Consider the following 24,364-nt stretch of genomic DNA (forward strand, 5'->3'; position numbering starts at 1 on the left):
TCAATATCAAGCACTAAAGTTGATTCGCCACCGATTTCATGTCCACCAACATTTGCACCAATTCCCAACGGAATTTCTAAATTCTTCGCGCTATAGTCAATCACACGGCCTTGTGAATCGGCGGTGTTAATGATCAAATCCACCGCATCCGCTTGCAGCGTTAAGCCTGGAATACCGACTAATCCGGCAAAGTCACTGGTGCCTATAGCCGATACCCATACATCGCCACTTAAGCCTATGACCAGCGCCGCCGCCATATCCAAATTATCGATTGCGACACCGGCACCATCGTCACGCGTGCCCGTGCCAGCATAGATATCTTGACCGGCGGCACCAAAGGTAAAGTAAATCACATCTTGCAGCGTGCCATCGCTTAAAACAAGGGTTTCAAATTCAAGCTCTATATCTAGCCAATCGCTAAACTGCATCAGCCCAAAGAAATCGACATCAAATTGTCCATTAAACTTGAGCATCGATCCAAAATCAGGTATGGCGCCAAAATCGAAGGATATCTCAAACTCGGGCAGTTTCAGCTCATTTAACAGGGCTAATAAATCAGGCAGGGATAAGTTGGGCCAATCTAGGTCTGGGAATAACTCACCCAGCGTTAAGTCTGGCCAACCAATACTCGGCCAATCCATAATCGGCAATGCAGGCAAGCTAACATTCAACCCGGGGATATTTAAATCTGGCAGCTTTATCGCTAACTCTGGCAGGGTAACTTGTGGCCAGTCAATATTGACATCCCAACCCAGTTCAAGCGCTAAATTCGGCATGCTTAAGTCTAAAAGACTCATATCTAGACCCAGCTCGGGTAAACCTATGTCGAACCCTAAATCAAGATTACCGAAACTCAAGGGCGTCAGTTCAAGATTAAGACCCAATCCATCTATTGGATTTTGCAAATAGGAGAATCCAATATCTTGCGCACGCATCTCGATACCGGGTAAACCGACAAATCCTAACTCACCCACTTCCACTTGCATCATTGACCATTGACGCGTAGGGTTAGCGCGATCGGTAACCAATCCGTAGCCAAAATCAAGATCGGCTATCTCAAATCCAAATCGGCTACCCCCACCTAAATCAACCCCTACAAAGCCATTCGCATCTTCAGCGGTAAAGGTCATCGCATCGACGCGCGTGGTGGTACCATCCGTTAGCGCAACCTGTTCTATTTGATTTGCAAACGTAAAGTAGCCATCAACTTGAATCACATTTAACAAGTTCAAGTTTAGATTACCGCTCACCCCGAGTTTCTGCCCCTTCATATCAAATACGATATTCGTTAAGTCGTCAGAGTCGTCAGAACCGACTTCGACGTCTCCGACACGCACCCCTAAGCCACGCGATAAGGTCATAGGTGCTTTTGAAAAGTCGATTGACCGTCCATTTTTAGATACGGTATTAATCACCAGGTCAACCTGGTCAGCTTTCACGGTGAGTAAATCAATCCCAGTAAAACCCACTGTGCTAGCGGAGGCTTTTGCACTCAACCAGAATTGATTTGGATCAGAGAGTTGAACCGCAATCCCTAAACCAAAGCTAGCCTCTTCAAGGGTAAAACCTACATCACCTGAACCGGCAAAGAAGTTTAAATCTTCTTCGGCAAACGTCATCAAGGCCACAGAGGAGCGGCTACCGTCATCTAAATCGACGGTAAAGAATTCTTGTGATAGGGTGACCTGCTTTTCAATATCAATAAAGTCATAGGCTCGCAGAGCCATTAAACCGTCAATGGAGAAACTTAATTTTGAGCCCATTTTCATGTCAAAATCCGCGTCACGAATAGACGCTTCAATGTCATCACCCAAACTAAAGATTAGGTTGAAATCGGTACCGGACGCATTCAGAATACCGTCGCCGATACCAAAACTCATATCGCCGGTTAGGCTAATAATGCCAAACAAATCCGCTTGCACATTTTCTGCGGCAAAATAAATTTCTTCTCCCGGTGAATTCCCGAACGCGTCTTCAAAGGTGTAATTGAGGTCACCAAGTGAAATTTGACGATTAGCCGCAATATTAGGATCATCTTCACGGTAACGGAAGGTGACATTCTCAGCGGTTACATCGCTAAAATAGCCAAGACCTATTTCAAGATCGCCCTTAGTGGTTTCAAATCCTATGCCATTTTTCCCTATCACCATACCAAAATCGGCGCCTTCAACGCTCACTCGGTCAGACCGCACCTCAAGACGCGCATTGACATTACGACCAATCGCAAGCAGTTCATTGCCGACCTGTCCAAAGGCAAAGTCGCCACTGAGACTAACAAAGTCGCCTAATGCCAGGTTGACATCCGTACCCATCAGTAGAACAAAAGGATTGTCTTTATTTGTGGCGATTTCTTGCGCGGTGAACTCAACCGCAAACGCCTCACCACCAATTTCAAAGGTTTCACTGATAGCATGACCAAACTGACTGTAGCGTAAAGTAAGCGTACTCTCCATTTTTACGCCATCAACACCTTCAAACGACACCGTGCCTGTAATAAAGCCCGCTTTTGTTCCATCGGTATCAATAAAAAAGCCTTGACCATCGGTCAGGCGCAATCCAATACCGCCAGGGCTAGTATCGCCAATAAAGCCGCTTACCTGATTACCAATCACCACCGTTGAACCGCCGACCGATTGCGAGGTCGCAATACTAAAGACACCGGAAAGTTCAATACCTGGGAAACTTAAATCCAGCTCTAGTTCAACCGCAATTTCAACCCACACGGTCGCGTTGTTTTGCCCCGCCGCCGCAATGTCTAGTACCCCAAATTTTCCTTCTAGGCTAATCGCGCGACCCAGATCGTTGAAATAAATAATCGCATCGCCCCCGGCATCAATCCCAGGGATACCGGCTTCAGCCTTAAAGGCTAATTGACCCACCATGCCTTCACCCGGCATCAAGGCAAACGTACCCTGCGCATCCGTAATATTGAGCTTGACACCATCATCGGTACCTTCACCATCAAAACCGTCAATCGATACATCACGGAAGTAAGCCACCATTTGATCGCCTGCGGCGGTGCGAGACTTCTCAAAACCAACATGACCGGAGACCTCTAAACCAAACAACCCAACCGTCGCTTGCTTCGCTTCCAATGCTAAATAAGACGGCCCGGCTTTGGTGTCCAATTCAATGGTTTGACCACCCAGGCTAAAGTCTTCTTTAACACGACGATCGATGGTGTTAAACGCCGCCGTAAACTGGTCGGCGTTTAGCTTGATACCGGGCACACCCTTTAGCAAGGCTAAATCACCCGACAAGGTCGCCGCGACCCCTTTAGAGGTCAATAATAAACCACCACTACCCTTGCTAAAGTTCATCAGGTCCACACCACCGACGACAACATCAAACGTCATGTCGGTACCCGCTACACGGGTTTCACCGGCTGCCGCATCAAACTGCAGTTGATAGTTTCCTGACACGCTTAACATGCTGACAACATCAAGCGACCCTTTAAAGCCGGCGACAATATTGCCCTTGTTATCCATATCAAACGAGGCATCGCCGAGTAAGCTCACCGCGCCACCAGCCAGTTCCGCACTCAACTGGACAACATCAAAGCCTTTATCGCCGCTGTTGATGGCCCTATCAAAACTAAATTCAATCGATCCGACCGAAACGCTTCTCTCTTTCGCTACACTCGCGCCTGACGCATAACGTAGACTGACTGCCGCGGCACTGACACTGGCCAATGGATTTAAGGCCGCCGCAAATGCACCGTCTTGTAACGCAAACACTAATCCACCGTCGGCATTTGAAATTAAACCAAAGTTTGCATTCGACACGGATACCGATGCAGGGCCAGAGCTTAAACCGGCACTGATATTATTACCGACGGCCACAATGTCACCGCCTTGTTTTTTGAAGCCAAAATCACCGCTTAGTGTTACAAAGTCAGCCACATTGGCGCTAAAGCCCTTCACGCCAAACGCGACGGTGTTGGCCGCAATATCACTAGCAAAGGTGTAGTTGATACTGCCGACACCGATTTGAGTGGCCGCCTCGACGGAGGTCGTGGCATTGGTGTATTGCACAATGACTTCTTGCGCACCGATACCGCCTAAACCGACAATATCTACATCGAGCTTGCCCTTCGACAGTTCAAATGCGGTTTTGCCTTCACCTGCAATTAAGCCAAACTCAGCCTCATTTAAACGCACATAATCGGCGCCGGCTTCAAGTCCTGCACTGACGTTATTACCGACCGCAATAAGGTCATTGCCTTGTTTTTTGAAGCCAAAATCACCGCTTAGTGTTACAAAGTCAGCCACATTGGCACTGAAACCCTTCACGCCAAACGCGACCGTGTTGGCGGCGATTTCATTAAAGCGATAACTTAAACCCAAGGCTTCAATCGTAAAGCCATCTGCAATCGCCGTCGTGGCGTTGGTATACTGCACCAAGACTTCATCCGCCGTGATTGCACCCAGGCCTGCAATACCGGCGCTGAATACGCCCTTCGATAATTCAAACGCAAACGCATTCGTGCTTGAATCGGTGTACAAACCAAACTGCGCACCCGTTAAGCTAACATGGGCGGCATCGCCTGCCGATAGACGCGCATTGATGTTTTCGCCTAAACCGATAAATCGGGTTTGTTCGCCTTGCTTGCTGTTACTAAATACAAACGTTCCGTTTAATTCAACAAAATCAGCGACGTTAATCGCAAGATCCGCGCGCACTTCCATAATCTCACCGAGCTCGCCATCCATATCTAGCGTATAGGTCGAATCTGGACCGTTTCGCAGGGTTAGGGCCGTCGCATCCTCGCTGTAATCCACCACGAGCGTACGAACAGGCAAGGCTTCTTTAACATCGGTAAAGCCGGCTTGCGCTTGCACAAGCGTTGGGTTGGCCGCTTTGGCTTCGACCGTCACACTCATCACATCAAGGGATTGACCTAACAAACTACCGGCAAAACGGAGTTGAAGATTCAAACCATTGAAGAACAACACGCTGACTTGTGCGCCGTCAATATTGGCAAACATCGCGTCTATCACGGCTTGCACTTCGGCTTGAGTCATCGCAGAATCGATAGACGCACTTTCTAATGTCTGCCCTTGATGTGCTAACCCAAGACGATAGGTTTGTGCGTTATCTTCAGAATCAATCGTGATTTGCTGAACCTGTGCTTTCGGCGCTTGCCCCTGAGTGATATTACTTGGTATCGCCTGTGCCAGATAGAGATTACCGAAGTGCGTGGTAAACCCTGCAATATCTTGATTAGCCAGTTCATTTTGATAGCGTACTATAAACGAGTTTACGTTAGGACCACTTTGATCCGCATCCACACTCACCACCACATTGCCTGCACCGTGCAAACCTTCTAGCGCGATTTGTAAGCGCTGGGCCATAAGCGTACTATTCGCCGTGTAGTCAATTGGCGCAGTATGCTGTCCTTCTAAACTAATCGTAAAGGTGCCTGATGCCACTTCGGGTTCAACATAAACATGAGACACAGTAATGGCAAAGGTCTGACCTATCACACGAGCATCATCAAAATGCACCAAATAACCATCCGTACCCGCTGCCGTGATCTTCACCTCGAACATACCCGCTGTAGCAAGGTTGATTTGTTCTTCTAAAGCCTGTGCACTGATACCAAACGCGAGATCATTGACCGACCAGGCCTGGTTGCCCTGTGTCAAGGTTAGGCTGAAATGCCCTTGGGTTTCTGCTGCTCGATCCAACTTGATTTTTTGCACTTGTGCTACTGGCTGAGCACCATTTTGCAACAAGGCATAACGAATACTGGTTCCACTTATGCTAATGCCTTTACTGGCAATATCGGTTAAATCTAAATCACCGACAAAGCTGATGACATAACGCTGACCTGAGCGTTCCGACGCATCATAATCAACTTGAATATTTTCAATCGAGGTGGTTAAGAGCTGGGCATAGGCATTTCTTAGGTTTAGGATATTTTGATCAATATCGCCAACCACAAATTGTCCGGTTCCGGTTTTAACCGGCTCGGTCGCACCCTCGACTTGAATCGCAAGGGTATTGAGTGTTTGACCTAATAAGCTGCCACTGAACGCAATTTCATAGCTATCGTTGTAGTCTTCGATGACATCAAATTTTGCGCCGTTGATCTGACCGAACGCGCCGTTCACGGCGGTTTGAATCTGTGCTTGGGTTGCGTTGCCCGCTATCAAGCCCGTGCTGTAAGTTTTGCCTAAATAGGTTAAGGCTAATCGATAACCATGCTCAGCCGCATCATCACCCAAGGTCACACGCTGGGTGTGGGCTTTGGCATCGACACCCTGGATTACCGTTGTCACCTTAAGCGCGGCTTGTGCTAAGGCATCGGTATTGGCGCTAATCTGCGCCACATTCAATTGTGCTTTTTGGCCTTGGAATCGCAGATCAAAACTGGTTTGGCTACTGTTGCTTAAATTTGGATTGACCGATACGCTGATATTGCCCGCACCGATAGCACTCAGTCCAGCCAGCGCCGTTTCAATTCGTTTGGCTAAGGCAGCCGTGTCCGAGGTGTATTGAATGGCTGAGGTGGTGTAACCATCAAAGCTCAAGGTAAAGCTGCCTGATGGCGCTTGCGCTTTGGGTTTGACATTCGCGGTTAAGCTCGCGATATCTTTGCCGGCATAATTACCTTGGAAAGCAATAAGGTAGTCCTGACCTTCTTTGGTAACGCTGACACTATCCGCACCGAGTTTCGCATTGAGCGCATAGGCGACAGTAGCGGCATTCGCGCCAAAGTTAATGTCGGTGGTGGTGTAGGTGACACCGTTATGCGTCAAGCTGAGGTTGAAGCTGCCGACGCCGCTGTAATCGATCTTGACACGCTGGACTTCCGACTGTGCTTCGGTAGCTTTGTGATTGTGAATATAACGGAAGGTGCCTTTTTCCGAGGTCATCGCAATGGCACCGACTTGCACACCCGCAAGCTGACCAACAAATTCGATGGTATAGCGATTACCTGAGCCGGTGTAACTGGTATCACGCAACACTTGAATATTGTTTTTATTGACAACACCGTTGGTAGAGTCTTTCAACAATTCCGCATAGGCGGTTTTCAATTCATCAATGGTTTGCGCTACATTCTTCGCATAGTTGTGGTTATAGGTCACCGGCAACTTTCCATCTTTAACAAAATAAAGTTTAAAGCCTTGGTAACCGTGTTCATTGGTGAAGGTGACGGTGTATTTTTCGTTTTGTGCGAGTGCACTGCCATTTTGCACGGTAGTGACCGTCGCTTTTGCGCTCGAAGGCGGTGCTTGCGTATCGGCCACCAAAGTAATACGTTGGGTTTCACTGACACCGCTTTGTGCGTCTTGTGTGGTGGTCACCAAGCCATCATCACTGAAGAAGACGGTATAGTCTCCCGCTTGATTAGGGGTGGTAAAGAGAATGGTGTTTTTCTCGGTTAAACCCGCTTGTGCTTGTGTTTCTGTGGTGATCTTGATATCAACCGGTGCGGGTTCGGCACGCTCAGCCACGAGTGTAATACGTTTTTCTTCGCTCAGTCCAGCAAATGCATCTTGAATTATGCCCACGTCGCCCTGTGCCGGCGCAAAACTCGCGGCGACGGTGATCTCGCCAATTTCAGCAGGCGTTTTACCCACTAAATGACCCACAAATTCAATCTCAAAGCCTTGATAACGATTGCCGGTGACCACTACATTGCCTTCACCAACAAGGGCTTCAAATGCGCCACGCAGGCCTGCAACAATTTGTGCTTGGCTATCAAACGCGCCAATGGTTAAGGTTTGTGTCGCATCACCAAGACTGATGGCCAACTCACCGATAAAGTTTGGCTCTATCGACAAGGCAAGCTGGGTATTGACCCGGGTAATGACTTCCGCTTCAGCAGGCAACATGATCCCTTGGTTAATATTGACTCGCAGGTCTTCAACCTTAAGGGTTAAACCCTCAATACCAACAAATCCAGCCAGCCCAGCATCCGCTTGCAAGCTGGTAAAGGTTCGGCTTGGATCCGCTTGATCAGTAATCAAGGCCAGACCAAAATTCGCTTCGCCTAAGGCTAAACCTATGGCCTGTTCAACCAGCTCACCCTGCTCATTGTAAGCACCATTCGCACCGACAAACGCATGAATATTGCTACCGCCAATCGTGATTAGGTCGGCGCTTGCAATCCGTGAACCATCGGATAACACAATTTGGTCTTGTGAAACGGTTTTACTGATTCCAAAACCGCCTTTCACCATAAAGAAGCCAAACATATCCAGCTCTAGCGCACCGGAAGCATGGAAACTTTCTCCATCCGCGCCATCCAGGCTAAAGGTCACACGTTGTTCTGGAAGCAGCCCCGTTTGCACACCTAGCTGGGTTTTGCCTTCGGCATAATCCACCACGCTGTCGCCTTCGCGCCCCGCGGTGTTAATCGCCACGTCCAGTTGTGTTCCACGAGCAACTAGGCCTTCAATGCCCACAAACCCGAGCTCACCCGCCGTGGCTTGAAGCGTGGTCCAGCTGCGTGCGCTATCGGCGCGATCCGTCATAATAGCCAAACCAAATTCGGCATCACTCAACGCAAAACCAATACGCTCCGCTGACGAAGCGTTCGCACCGACAAACGCATTAATGTTACGACCACCGACACTAATTAAGTCGGCCTGTATCACTTCTGCTTCACCCTGATCATTCGCCGCCAAGGTAATGTCGGTGGTGTTCATTAGGAAAGCAAATTGCCCTTCAAGCGACATAAAGTTAAACAGATTAAAGGCCACTTCACCCTCGGCTTTAATCATTTCACCCTGCTGACCATCGACGGTTAAAGCCACGCGTGCATCATTGGGTCCGGCTAAAACCTCAAGATGGCGATGACTGAAATCCAGCACCGTATCCGAGGCACCATTTAAGCCCTTAACCCCTTGGTTTAACTCAAGACTAAAGTTCTTCACACTCAAATCAAGTGCGTCCACACCGACAAAACCGGCAGAACCTACATCGGCACTCAGGCTGGTAAACTTACGTTTTTCACCGTCTTTTTCGCGTGCAAGGGCTAAACCAAAGGTCACACGTCCTAGCGCTAAACCGACCGCATCAGCCGTATTGCCGTTAAAGCCCATAAAGGCATCCAACTCTAAACCGCCAAAGGTCAATAAACGCGTTTCAATTTCGGTAGCGGCTTTAGCCAACTCAGGGTCTTCACTCACCACACCATCATTCAGCGTTAGGGTTTCCGTGCGCTGCTCAATCGCCATGCCGCCACGAAGTTGTACGGCACTGAATAGGTCAATGTCAATGTTACCGCTGGCGCGATATACTTCGCCCTGTTTGCCATCAATCACCAACGCCATTTTCTGATCAGATTGCGCACCGGTCTGCACGCTGATATCCGTTTTGTTTTCACTGTAATCCACCACCGCATCGCCCTGTTGCGTGGCGCGGTTGATTTCAACATGAAGATTCTCCCCACGCAGCGTGACGCCATCCAAGCCGACTAAGCCGGCACTGCCAACTTTGGCCTGGAAGGTTTGCCAACCGCGCGTCTGATCTTGAGTATCAGTAAAGAGTGCTAGCGCCATTTCGACGCCAATTAACTGCAAACCGAGCGCGTTTTCTGTTGCACCCTCCATGCCGGCAAAGGCATTTAAGTCCTTGCCACCTAGGGTAAGCGTACTGACTTGACGCTGACTACCATCGGCCAACGTGATGGTTTGCCCTTGGCTGTAAACCATCGCAAACTCACCACTAAGCTGCACAAAGCCAAACAGGTCAATATCCATTTCACCGGCCACTTGTGTAAGCGCGCCTAAACGCCCATCCATGGTCAGGCTATAGCTGCTTGCGGGCCCAGTAAGCACGGATAGGTTCGTGGTTCGATAATCAATCACCGAATGATCCACAGCGGCTTGGTTAATCGCGACACCAAGCTGGCGAGCGGCGATGGTTAAATCATCAACCCCGATAAACGCCGCTTGATCAAGTGTCGCTTCTAAACTGGTCCAGTTTCGTTTTGCGCCGTCAATTTCTGTGATAAAGGCGAGCGCAAATTCCACTTGTTGTGCGTCAAATCCGACTGCATTAGCTTGGCCGCCATGGGTACCGACAAACGCACTGACATTCGATCCACCTAGCGTCAACATACGGGTAGCAATGTCTTTCTCAGCCAGTTGAGTGCTAACGTTATAGGTATCAACCGTTTGATTGCGCTGCTCAACGCCAAAATCGCCTGTTACTTGCATAAAGCCAAAGAGGTCAAAGGTCATCTGCCCTGTTAAACGCTTCAACTCTCCTTGCTGCCCATCCATATTGAGCATCAACAAACTTGGCTCGCCATCGCGGGTAGGGCCTGTTTGAACCGCTAAATTTTGGGCATAGTAATCCACTAACTGACCGTCTTTAGAGGCTTGGTTTATGTTTAACCCAAGGGTGTCTGCACTCACAACCAATCCCTCAACGCCGACAAACGCGACCTGACCCGCTGTCGCTTGAACACTTGTCCAACTGCGTAATTCATTCAATGAACCGTCTTGACGTTCGGCTAAAATAGCGAAGGCAAACTGCGTATCACTGAGCTTAAAGCCTAGTTCATTATCTTGTCCGCCATTATTGCCAACAAACGCATTCAACTGATTACCGCCGACCGATAGCATATTGACCGCAACAAGACTGCCATCGCTAAGCTGAACGGTTTGGACTGATTTCTCAAGTGCCAACTCACCGGATACTTGCGCAAACCCAAACAGGTCAATCTCAAGTTCGCCGCGCACCTCCATCAAGAAACCGCGTGAGCCGTCCATATCAAATTGGAAGCTAGAGGTTGATCCAGTCGGAATAACCAACTGTGTTGCACCTGCGGCATAATCAACCACTAAGTCCTGTTCGGCTTTTTGCTCAAGAACGTCGGTGTAGCCTGCTTGCTGCAGATTAAGGGTTCCAACGGGTGTTTTCGGTTGCAGCACCATCTGCACCATTGGCACGTCTACGCCTAGCCATAAGCCTTCAAAACTGAGTTGCAAGGTGCGACCATTAAAGAAGGCAACCTCGGCTTGATAACCCGCCAAACTGGCCAAAGTCGTATTAATCGATTGTTGTAATTCATCCTCCGTTAAATTGGCGCTTAACCAGTCGGTTACATAGCTTTGACCGGCATGCTCAAAATCGAGTTTGAATGTTTGGTTTTTGTCTTCGCTGACGATACTAAACTGTTGAACTTCCGCACGTTTAGCTTGACCCTGCTGAAGATTCGTTGGCAATACAATACCCAGCTCAAGCGTACCAAAATGACTGGTGATATTATCGACATCCACAAAGGCTAACGCATTGAGATAACGCAACTCAAACGCGGCATTGATGTTATTGCTACGCTCGGCGTTATAAACAACTTCAACATTTTGTAGGCCCACATTGTCCATGGCTTGCAACGCCGCTTCAATGCGCTGAGCCATCAGACTGCGGTCGGCGGTGTATACAATATCCGACGAGTAGACGCCGTCCATCGAAATACGGAAGGTTCCGGTGGTTTCACGCTCCAGCACTTTTACCGCTTGTACACGAAGGGTCTGGAGGTTTTTACCCGCTAAATCGCCGGTAAAGGCAATATCAAACAGCCCGTTATGCGCGCTAACAGTCACACCACCGACTGAGCTGAGTGCATTGTTTAATGCGGTTTGAATCGCGCCGGCATCGGCCTGCAGCGCTATAGCGGCGGTGGTATAGGTTTGACCACTGTAGTTCAAACTCAGTTTAAATGTGCCTTCGGTTTCGCTTGCCGTGTCAATCCACAAACGCTGGGCGGCGCTACTGGCCGCTTGCCCCTGTTTAACGGTGCTGATCGCCAATGTACCGTGTTGTAATTGGCTTTGAATGCTAAGTTGTGCTTGATCCGCTTGCGCTAAATCGCCTGTAAATTGCACATCAAACTGCTTGGCGGTGAGCGTACTTTGTGAAACATTGTAATTAACCACAATATTGCCTTGACCAATAGCGCTTAATTGCTCTAACGCGATTTGGATACGTTTGGCTTGCAGCGTGACATCATCGGTGTAAAGGATATCCGCCGTGGTTTGACCATTAAATTGCAGCTTAAAGCTACCCGTGGTTTTTGCGCTATCTGGATAGGTTTTGACTTGTAAGTTCGGCAAGTCCACGCCGGCTAGCCCACCATTAAAGGTGATGTCATAGCGCGCACCATTTTGAACTACCGTCACAGATCCGACATCGGCTAACTGGGTGTTCAAGGCATTTTGAACGACTTCAGCACTCGCACCAAACGCCATTGCACCAGTGACATAGGTTTGTCCTGCGTGTTTCAGGCTTAACGCAAAGGTACCGGTTCCAGTGTAATCTAGCGTTACACGTTGTTGTTCGCTGATCGCCACACCGCCATTGCCGGTTTGCTTAAAGCTAAGCTCTTTCGAAGACACCGCCGACGTCAGTCTAAAGCCTAAGTCTGGCACGGAATCCATACCTACAAAGCTGATTTGATAGCGTTGCGCTTTATTGTCTTTATCTTTAAATTTCGTGTCATGAACCACTTGAATTTGATTTTTAGTAATGGCTTCATTGCCTGGCACTTTCTTCAACAGCTTCCAGAAGACGTCCTGCAACTCTTGAGCATTACGCGCGTAGTCCTTACCATAATAATGACCTGACACCGATTTTAGAGGCTGATCAACAAGGAAAGCACGGAAGTTGTTTTCAACTACACCTAACAAGAAAGTGACCGTTGCCCCGCCTTGTTGCGCAGGTTGCCCCGCCACCAGCTGACTAACCTGAGTTTGTGCACTCGATGACACGCCCTGTGAACTATTCAGCGTAATACGCTGTAACTCATTCACGCCACTATTACCTTGTGAGGTTGATTCGACGCTGATGTCAGCGCGCGGCGGCACCTCTCGCTCGGTTTTAATGGTGAGCAGTTTGATTTCATTCGCGCCGGCCACCGCTTCGCGGGTGACACTGGATTCCACGCTCGCATCCGCTGCGGTGAGCACGAGGGCAAACTCACCGATCTGTTCAGGTGTTTGACCTGAAAGCGCACCGATAAATTCAACGACAAACCCTTCTAAACGGTTGCCGCTTATTTTGACATTACCCTCACCCACTAAGGCTTCAAACGCTTGAGTGAGCTGCTGAATCAATGCAAACTGCGTGGTGCTATTTAGCACTTCAATGCTTTGCTGCTGCGTACCCTGCTCTAAACGCAAGGTACCGATAAAATCACTCGGCAAGCTGAGAGCAAGTTGGGTATTCACACGAATCGTGGTTTCGGGTTGGGCCGCAAGGTGAATACCCTGGTTTAAGTTAACTTGTAATTCTTCTACGCGAACAGTTAAGCCATCTACACCCACAAATTCCGCCAAGCCGGCACCCGCTTGCAAGCTGGTAAACTTATTGGCGTTCGCTAAATCGGTAATAATGGCCAATGCGAAATTGGTTTGCCCTAAGGCTAAACCTATCGCGCTTTCAGCTAATTCGCCCTGTTCGTTATAGGCACCGTTAATCCCCACAAACGCGTCTACATTCGAAGCACCAATCGTGATCAAATCGGCTTTGGCAATCTTGGTGCCATCAGACAACTGAATTTGCTCTTGTGCGATAGACTTGCTTATTCCAAATCCGCCCTGCACCATAAAAAAGCCAAACACATCGAGTTCAAGTTCGCCATAGGCTTCAAAAAGTTCGCCGCGCTGTCCGTCTAAAGTGAATTGATAATCGGTATCTTTACCGGTGGCAATGGTTAATGAGGTTGCCTCTTCAGAAAAATCGACAACACTGTCTCCGGCTTTATTCGCGGTGTTAAATGCAATAGTTAACGCCTCTCCTGACGCCACTAACCCATCAATGCCTTCAAAACCAAGTCCACCCGCGAGACCTTGCAAACTGGTCCATGAACGCGAGGCATCGACGCGACTCGACATCATCGCCAAGGCCAACTCCGTATCGCTAAGTGCAAAACCTATGCGATTATCACCGGTATTGGCTCCCACAAACGCGTTCAAGTCCTTGCCGCCTAATGCCAACAAATCAACCGCCAAGGTTTCTTGGTTAGCCAGCGTAATCTCCGTAGTAGACTTTTCAAATGCCAAATGGCCTTCAAGGGTTACGAAACCAAATAAATCGAGCTCTAGATAACCTGCGGCACGCATTAATTGGCCAACACTACCATCAAGATTCAGCTTTTGCATCTCGCCAGTCATCGTCAGCACTTCTAACTGCTGGAAGCTGTAATCAATCACGGTGTCCGGCGCACCATTCACACCGGCGACACCTTGGTTAATTTCAATCGCGAGATCGCTGGCCGCAAGCGTGACGCCCTCCAAGCCAACAAAAGCCACCTGCCCAACTAAGGCATCCATGCTGACAAATTGGCGTTTATCGCCATCCGTTTCATTGACAATAGCTAAGGCCAGGTTTAGATCTTCAAGCAACAAGCCTATCGCATCATCACTTCCACCATTCAGGCCTGCAAATCCATCGAGACCATTCGCACCGATAGTGAGAACATCACCGCTCATGCGGGTTGGCGCTTTGGCTTCGCGGGTATCGGTTTCATCCTCAGGATCGGGGAATACGCCATCGTTCAGATAGAAGGTATCGCGACGTTTCTCAATCGCCAAGCCGCCTTTGACTTGCACAAACCCAAACAAATCAAAATCAAATTCGCCGGATACACGCAGCTTTTCGGCTTCGGCTCCCAGCATGTCAAATTGCATCCAGTCCTGTTCACCTGCACCGGTCCTCACCGCTAATTCGGTGGCCTCTTCAGCATAATCCACCACCGCTAAATCGACATGGCTGGCTTTATTGATTTCCAGCACCAATTGCTCGCCGCGTAATGTCAAGCCGTCTACACCCACCAGGCCTGCTGATTTGGCATTGGCTTGTACACTGGTCCAAGAACGGGTTTCATCCGCCGTGTCGGTCATCAACGCCAAGCCTAAATTCAAATCGACAAGATTTAGACCCACCGCTTGATCGGTGCCGCCATTGCTACAAAAAAAGGCATTGATGCCTTGACCGCCGATGGACAACAGGTCTGCACTCACGCGTGAGCCGTCTGCCAATTGAATGTCTTGAATGCCACTGGTAATCGCTAGGCTACCGCTGATGTGTAGGAAGTCACCCAACGCAAGGTTGGCGTTACTGAGGGCCACGCCTCTGAGGTCGTTGGCATCAAGTTGGTTGAAGGTGTAATCAAGCTCACCAATGACAATGTTTTCACCCGTCCAATTTTCGCCGGTGGTGTTTAGGTAGAGCGAGGCTTGCTCGGCGCTGAGTTCGGCGATGTCGCCTAGCTCGACCGACAAGGCACCACGCGCTTCAAGCGCCATGCCTCGGGTGTCAAAAACGAGACCCAGATCGGCACCGGTTACCCCGGCACGGTAGTCACCAGCACCTAGGATAGCGCTGGCGTCTTGGGAGATAAACAGTAGTTGACCGGTTTCAGCGTTTTTGTCTATTCCAAAACGGCCGTCAATCTGGACATTGTTCGCGTATTTCAGGCTGAGTTCACCAAACAGGCTGAAGCCTTTTTTCTGTAAGTCAATGTTGAACGGCAGTTGTTCTAGCGCCGCATCGATAAACGGGTGTTTAGGGAGTTGCAGTGACCATAGGTCTAAATCGAGACCCGGTAGATTGAGTTTGGGGAGCGCCAGTGCAATTTGTGGCAGGCTGAGGCTTGACCAGTCAATCGCCGCACCTTGGCTGTTTGCGGCGGGGGTTTGTTGGCCTTCGGTTTTGAAGTAGTCTTTGAGCCCTTCCAATGTGACATTTGGCCAAGTCGGTAACAAGGCGCCATAGTCGATGTCGAGACTGATGTCCGGCAGGCTTGGCAGATTAAACAGGAACGCTGGTAAGCTAAGTGCTAAGTCGAAGGGGTAGTCTTTGACTTTTTTGTTGTTTTCTTCACTGTAGGTTTCCGGTAGGTTGAGCGTTATACCGGTGAGGTTAAGTTGGTTGAGTTTGTTCATGAACTCGGATAGGCTGAGTTCTGGGATATCTATGTCTTTAAATGCAAGTAATTCACTGAGTGTGACTTGCGGCCAATTGATATCGTTGGCTTTGAGTAGGTTGCTCAGGTTGAGTTCTAGCCCTGGGATATTGAGCTTCGGTAAGCTGAAGACGAACTCTGGCAGACTTAGGTTTGGCCAGTCGAGGTTCCAAGGCGCTGAGCTATCGTCGGTTTTATAGCCGTTGTGTTCCGTTTGTCCTTCGGGGATCAGGCCTTTGAGGTAGTCACCTAGCCCGCTGAGGTTGAGGTTAGGCAAGCCGAAGTTAAAGTCAAACATACCACCTAGGCTTGGCATTTTAAGGCCGAGCATGTCGAGGTTAAAGCCGCTGAGGTTGAGTTTGGGTAGATTGAACACGAACTCAGTTAGGCTGAGGTTGGGCCAGTCGATGTTCCAAGGGGCGGAGGCGTCATCGGTTTGATAGCCTTGGAATTGGGTTTGTCCTTCGGGAATTAAACCTTTGAGGTAGTCTGCAAGTCCACCTAGGCTGATATCCGGCCATTCTGGGAGCAGTTGGTCGAACGCGAAGTTGACTTTTAATCCGTCAATTCCGAGTTTTGGCAGGCTCATTAGGAATTCGGGCAAGGTGATGTTGGCCCAGTCTAGTTTGAGCTCGGGGCGCGCATCACTGAGTTCAGTCAGTTTTTTGTCTTTGAGATCGGCTGGAATCGTGGGTAACGTAATGCCGAAGGTTCCGAGTGTTTGCCCTACTTGATGCAGTTTGTTGAGCAGGTCTTCAAGACCGAGTGCAGAGGGGTCAATGTCAATGTTGATGTTTAAGGCACTTAAGGTGGCTTGAAGGTCGGCTAGTTTGACCGCTGGCAATAAGCTCGCCCATTGTTGGCTATAACGCTCGATCAGGAGTCCAAAATCAGGCATGGCAAGCTCACCTAAGCCTAGTTCGCGCTGCCCAAGGGTGAACAGGAGTTCCGTTAGGTTGATGTTTTGCCAATCCGGTGTGCTATTGTCGGGGTTTAACAGGTCTGCTAAGGACATGTTGGCGAGTTTGAGCAATTCAAGACCGGGGATGTCAAAGCCGATATTGGGCAGTGCTAGCCCCAGTTGGTCTAGGCTGAGCCCTTGCCAATCGATTTGCCCGGCAAGGCCACTGAGGCTGGCTAGGTTGAAGCTGGGTAATGTGGGTAGACTGAAGTCGATGAACGGGAATTGCGCCATCGAGAGGTTAAAGTCGGGCAGCGTTATTTTTGCCGCAAGCTCGGCGCTGAGTTCAAAGGTGTTGATGTTGAATGGGAGGTCTTCAACACGCATCTCTAGGTCTTCAATGAGTGGCGTGGTGCCATCGGCTTTTGTGAGCGCAATCGAACCGACATTGAGTTGACCGATCATGCCGCTTTGGTTGTTGATGTCGGCGAGCATGACCACACCGGCAAGCCCGCTGAGGTTAAGCTGAACACCGGCACCTCCCTCACCCACGGTGAGCGCGGTTTGTCCTTGGTTGAGTGTGATGATAAAGCCGTGCTGAGAGACACCGGCTTCGAGTTCCATTTGTTCGCGTACGATACCCACTTGCCCAGATAGGGTGTAGCTCACATCGCCAAACGAGAGTCCTAGGTCTAAATCCGCACCCAGTGCAAAAAATTCGTGGTGTCGCGCGTCTGTGTAGTCAAACGCGAGTCCATCAAAGCCGGCCTTTTTGGCTTGGCCTGTGGTGTTAAAACCTAGGTTAACGCTGCGAATTTGCGCGATCGCTAAACCGCTAAGTGGATTATCTTGGTCATCTGTTAAACCTAAGTGTCCGACACGCAAGACCCCTGCCGCACCTTGATCAGACAACACAAAACCGCCGTTAATCTCGCTGGCACTCAATTTTACGCTTCCGGCCACTAGGCTGAGTGCGCCTTCTTCTAGCGTGATTTGTAAATCCTCAGCGCCGTATTGACTTACGGTTGCATAGGCACTCACTTCACTGCCGGCAATGCCCGCAATGATCTGTCCGCTAAAGGCGATTTGCTTACCTAAAGCGCCATCAAGATCAAGCGCCATATCAATACCGGCCATCACTTCAAGCGCTATCGCCTTGTCAGCGGAAAAATCCAATACACTGCCATCTGCAGCGGCTTGGTTAATCACCAAACTCATGCGCTCACCTGCCAAAGTGATATCGTTCACACCGACCAACTCGGCAGACACTACCGATGCTTTACCCGCCGTCCAATTGCGTAAGTTTTCACCCTCACCGCGCTCACTGAACAAGCCGAGAACAAAATCCATTTCGGTGACGTTTAGACCAGCTGCGTCAGGCGTCCCCCCTTGACTACCCACAAACGCGTTTAAGCCGCCGCCAGCGATTACTAGACGATCGACCGCCACTGTGTTGCCTTGGGCATCTTGTGCCGTGGTGATGGCTTTTTCAAGCGCAAAGTAGCCATCAACCTGCATAAAACCAAACACATCGAGTGCCATATCACCCGAAACGCGCATTTGTTGGCCGACCGAACCATCCAGCTCTAATGTAAATGAGGTAGAGATACCTGTTGCCACGACTAGTTCAGAAACCGCAAAGTCAACCACGAGATTCGGGTCGATATCTGCCACCAAATTAGGCTGTGTAATCACTTCACCCTTTTGCAAAACCGTGATATTGGCTTGCGCGGCGGTAGGTTGGGTATTGACTTGCAATAAATTAAGCGGGGTTCCGGCTAAAGCGCCTTTGAAGGTAATATCCCACGTTCCCGGTGCTTTACGCACTATGCTGAGATCGGTACCTTCGGGCAAAGCCGCGATTAATGCGGATTTGATCGCGGCGGAATTGGCATCAAATGCAATGTTATCGGTTGTATAGGTTTGAGCGCCATGATTTAAACTGAGGGTAAAATGACCGTGTGCCTCAGTTTGGAGCACGAGGCGCTGTACTTCATTGACCGCGGGCGTGGTGACAGTAACGGCATTATCACGAACCAGGCCTTGCTGTACCAAAGCTAAGCTGGCATGACCGGTAATCGGCGCAACACTCGCACGTATTTTGCCGATATCAATCCCTGCAAGCGCACCCCTAAACTCAATTGTCCAGCGTCCGTTATCCACCGTTACATCAAAATCCGCTGCTGTGCCTGCCCCAGTTGCAACCAGTGCATTTAGGATAGCTTCGGCACTGGCATTAAAGCCTAGGCTCGTTGTCGTGTAATCCTGACCATCAATGTCAAATACAAGGTTTAACTGCGTGTCGATTTGCGGATTCACACGAACCTGCTGGAACTCTGCAAAAACTTCTTCAACCGCTGTTTTCGTTCGAGTTTGTCCATCACGTACTGTCGTAATCGTGACATTCACACCATTTTTATCAAAGGCTGTAATCTGCGGAATATCTTGATAAGCCAGTTTACCGATAAAATCGATAAAAAAGGCTGGATTATTTATGTGTGAGCTGGCATCAAAGGTTACTTTAACTTTATTTTTACCTAATGCCTTATCAAGCGCGGCCTGCAACTTTCCAGCTGTCGATGTATGACTTTGTGGTGAAAAATCGATACGTCCAGTATCCACCCCGTTCACCGTGAGTTTGTAATTGGTGAGCAAACCAGCCGCGGTACTCAAATGAATGCGTTGACGTTCACTCACATTCTGGCCTGTGGTTTCATAGCCTGTGACAATCACCTCACCATCCTGCAACGTGGTGACGCTAACGGTTGGCGTCGGCAAACTTAATGCCACCGCTAAATTTGTAACGGGTTTACCCGCTAATGAACCAATAAATTCAATATCAAAACCCGTATCGCGCTGACCCGTGACCTGCACATTGCCTTGACCTATGCCGCTAAAGCCTTCTAACTTCACTAACAGTGCCAAACGAAGTTGTTCATCGGTCATGTCACCCGTAATAACGATCTGGGCTTGTTGCTGACCGTACATCAGTGTGAGTTCACCTTGTGAAGCATCCGTTTTTAATTGGTATTGTGCATTCAAGGTTTCAGGGTTTAGGGTTACAGATGTCATTTCAGCTTGACCCGTAACTTTTTCTGTCACTTGGGCGCTAACGCTCGGCACCTGGGCGCTAAGGGTTAGAGCAGAATAATCCGTGCCCGCTAAATCTCCAGCAAACTCTATGATAAAACCTTCTGCATGGGTGCCTTTGACATGGATATTACCTGCCACATTTTCCACGCCTGATTGAATTAACACCTCTTCAACTTTAGCTTGAATTTCAGCGCGTAAACTGGCTGCTGTACGGTTAAGCGCAAAGCCAGCAATCGCTTGATAACCCATGTACTCAAAAACGAGATCACCGAGGACTAAATCCGTATCCACTTTTAGCTGAGTAGTCTGTTTAATATCAGGTTGTGCAATCGGGGTACCTTGAGTGGATAGGTTTTTGTTGATCACTAAATCCAGGTTTTCAGCCTGCACCATTAAATCATCAACACCGACAAACGCGGCTGAGGCGACAGAAGATTGCAAAGCCATCCATTGACGCGTGCTGTTATTGATATCGGTCATCAGCGCCAACGCCATGTCTGCGCCGGTTAAATTAAAGCCTAGTGCCGAATCTGTGCCTGCATTAGCGCCAGCAAAAGCATCCACTTGATGCGTGCCTAACGTCAGGATATCGACAGTGACGTCTTGACCATCAGAAAGTCTGACCTCCGCACGGGTTTTCTCAATCGCGAAATTTCCTTGTACCGCCACAAAACCGGCTACATCAAGGTTTAAATTATCCGCACGGACTTTGGTAACTGAACCGGATGTACCAAAATTCACTTCACCGACCGTACCACCGAAGTCAATTTTATCCTGACCAGAACGGTTATAAATGAGCTCAAAACGGCCATTCAGCGTAACCTGCGTGACCCCCACTAACGCCGCATCACCTATCGCATAGATGGCATAGCGGGTTTGCGCGTCCTGCTCAAAAATCGCCATCATGAAGTCAGCCTGGCTCAATTGCGCTCGCATCGACTCCATACCCAAATAAGCGTTGACCTGCTGCCCTGTCATCAGAAGGGTGACTGAGTTATCTTCAGCCACTTGACGTGCAAAACTAAAATCACCGGAAATACCCACGCCGCCTTCAATATCGGCCACCAGGTTGGTCACATTCAATGCAAAATAAGGCGATTCGCCTACTGCGGCGGGCAGTGTAAGGGTTTTAGATAAATCCCCAACGGTGAGGGTGCGGGGATGTTGAGCGTAATCTATCTCACTGGTGTTGTATTGTAAGCGTGCGCTATCAGCACGGAGGCGATCCGTTATAAAACCGGCCCCTTCAAGAACAATATTACCTTCCACATCTAATGCTAGGGTTTTGTCCGCTTTAATCAATAACGCCAAATCCCCCTGCGTGACACCCGCTCTAAAATCAGACAGACCAAACAGGGTGACAACTTGGTCACCTAGAATAATCAACTCATCTTGATCTTTAGAAAAGGCTAACTGACCGGACAGGGTAAACACATCGCCTAAACTCAAATCAACCCAGCCCTCAATCGCAAAACCGAGCTTACTAAGGTCAATATTATTAAAATCAAACCCAGATAAATTCACATTCGGGAAAGCAAAATCAGGCAGGTTTAAATCAAAAATCGACAAGTTAAGTTCAGGCAAATTGAGTTTAGGCAAGGCTAACACAAACGCCGGCAAACTCAGACTTGGCCAGTCAATATTTAAGTCTGGAAAATGGTCTGACAAATCAGGTAAGGTCATATCCAACCAATCAAAACCAACATCAGGGAAAGACAAGGACAGACCAGGCAAATCAAACCCGTTCAATGCGCTGAGGAAATTTTTCAAGGAAATATCAGGCAAGCCAACATCGGGCCATTCAACTGACCAATCCAACTCGGAAAAACTTGGCCAAGACAAGGTCACATCCGGAAAGCTAATTGTCATACCTGGCAAGCCAATCATTTTAATCGCTAAAATGATATCAGGCACCTTCATATCGCCCCAATTGAAATCAATCGAGGGTAAGTCGAAATCAGCCAATACCGCTTTGATGGCATCAAAATCAAAATCGGCCCATTTTACATTTGGCCAAGGTAGCGTGAGCGTGCCTAAATGCAACTGTAAATCCGGCCAATCCATCGTGCGCCAATTAGGGCTTAATCCCTCAATATCAAAGTCGAATTTTAAGCCAGGTAAGTTCATTCTTGGCAAGGCAAACATCAACTCTGGAAAGCTTAACGCTGGCCAATCAAAGGCCGGGAACAAGTCGTTTAATCCAGCTAAGGATACATAAGGCCAATTCAGATCAATCTCAGGAAAGCTAAGCTCAAAACCGGGTAAATCAAAACCCGGTAAGGCAAAGCCCAATTCAGGTAAACTTAAGCTTGGCAAATCAATATTGGGCAACAATCCACTTAAATCGAAGCTTGGCAAATTTAAACTGGGCAGGCCTGGTAGGCTTAAATCCACAAAGGGAAAGGCCGTAAGCGATAAATCAAAGCTCGGCAAATTAAGATTAAAATCCAAATCCAAGTTCGGGTCAAAATCAAATAGGTTGAAGTTAAAGGGTAAGTTAATGGGCATAAAACTTAAATCGGCAATCAACGGTGTCACGCCATCCGCCTCGGTCAATGCCACAGCGCCGACGCTCAACAGTCCCGCCGCCCCAGACTGGCCGGCAATATTCGCAATCATGCCAGCGCCGCTCAGACCGGTTAAACGCAACATTGCACCACCCGGTGCTTCGCCAATGGTTAAAGCAGTTTCGCCATTTGCCAAGGTCATCAGCAATACATCCTGCGCCGCCTGCCCTTCAATGACATCCATTTTTGTTTTAGTAAAGCCGAATTGACCCGACAAGGCGTAGGCCACTGGTCCTGCCGATAAGGCTAGATCAATATCTGCGTTAATCGCAATGAAATCATGAAACTTTGGGTCTGCGTAATCAAAATAAGTCGAATCTAAACTTGAGGTCACGGCTTGACCACTGGTGTTAAAACCTACATTTACACCACGAATACTATTAATCGCCAACCCTGGCAATGCACCACCGTCGGCTTGGGTAATCGCTAATTCACCGACACGCAAAGCACCGGCGACCCCCGCCTCGTTTAATAAAAAAGCACCACTCACTTCAGTAGCGGCTAGCTTCACACCCGCCTCTTGCGTGCCGGCCACTAAATGGAGTGAACCATCGCCAACAGATAAAGCGGACTGCCCATTCTTGAATTGAGTTACATCAAATGTGACATTGTTAGTCGGTAAATTTTGGTTTTGTGCAAATACTTCTGATACATCCAGCCCTGCGATATCCGCAAAGTTAAATTGAATATCGGATGCCGAGAACGAGAATAAAGAAGAATCAATTTGAGCCGATGCCGCCGCACCCTGTGCCAACACCCATTGACGGCTATCCGCAGAATCATTCGCCGTAATGAATGAGATATCCAGTTTAAAATCAGCGATATTTAGACTCACATCACCTTGTTGATAAGTCGCAGAGCCACTATTCACCCCCAGATTCCAAACCGAGAAACTCGCTGTATCCACATCACTTGCATTCAAACTATAGTCAAGATGATAGTCGATAGTGATTTCACCACTGACCGCTAAACCGCCAACAGATAAACCACCCTCAAACGCAAAACTGTTAGCCGATGTGAAATAATCAAGATTGAGCGTCTTGCCTAGAGGGTCTTGCAAATCGGCACCAAAAACCGCCAGCATTTGACCGACTGACGGGGAGGCGAGTTGCTTAGTGACCAGTTTTATTTCTTTATCGGTTTGCTGGATATCAAAATACAGATTAGTACCCTCAATCCACAACCCTTTGATATCCGCAAATTTTCCAGTCACGTTGTCATAATTAAAAATGACGAACTCATCATTGACGGCTGGCTTAAAATCCTCAAGCAACTGAATCTTTAAGGTACCATCCAAGCTCGCCTCGTTGGCTACATTAATAAAATCATATTGCGTTCCCTGCGCAGTACCCGCTATTTCGATAATAACCTCAGCATTCGAACCGCTTACATAGTTCTCAACTGTCAAGGTACCGGGTGAATAACCAGGTGACAGCACGCCATCGTTGAACACATCAAAAGGCAGAACCGCTGAACCACCCAGGGTTTCATTTGGCTGAATATGCAGTTGCCCTGCTGTAACACCTTGTTCAGTAACGTAGGACTGTATCAACGCCGAATCAAAGGTATGCGGATTAACATCAAACTCCATATCCGCCAGTTGGTTACGGTCATACTCTTGACTTTGACGCTGAACAATAAGGCTTTGCTCTTGCTGTTTAAAGTAATCAACCGTATAAACCTGATGAAAATAATCCAGTGGCGAGTCCTCTTGTGCCACCTCACGATTAAGCACAATCTGTGCGCCCCCCATCACCGGATCGGCAGAGAGTAAAATACGCTGCTCAAGTGGCTCGACTTTAAAAGCGTTTTTGATTAAGTCTGCGATTGTTTTACGTTTAAACATGGCTGTAACCTCTGCATATTGCATGCTGT

The 24,364-nt window shown here is 48.7% G+C and carries 1 protein-coding gene (running past one end of the window); it reads right to left on the reverse strand.

Annotated features, from left to right (window positions below; genetic code table 11):
• On the reverse strand, positions 1–24,335 hold part of the coding region annotated (locus NA59_RS05805) for an LEPR-XLL domain-containing protein (RefSeq protein ID WP_198401061.1) (this coding region is incomplete at its 3' end). Its footprint begins 29,666 nt before the window's first position; 24,335 of 54,001 annotated nt are visible.
• Between the last annotated feature and the right edge of the window lie 29 nt (positions 24,336–24,364).

The sequence above is a fragment of the Thiomicrospira microaerophila genome (assembly GCF_000934765.1).
GTDB classification, from domain to species: domain Bacteria; phylum Pseudomonadota; class Gammaproteobacteria; order Thiomicrospirales; family Thiomicrospiraceae; genus Thiomicrospira; species Thiomicrospira microaerophila.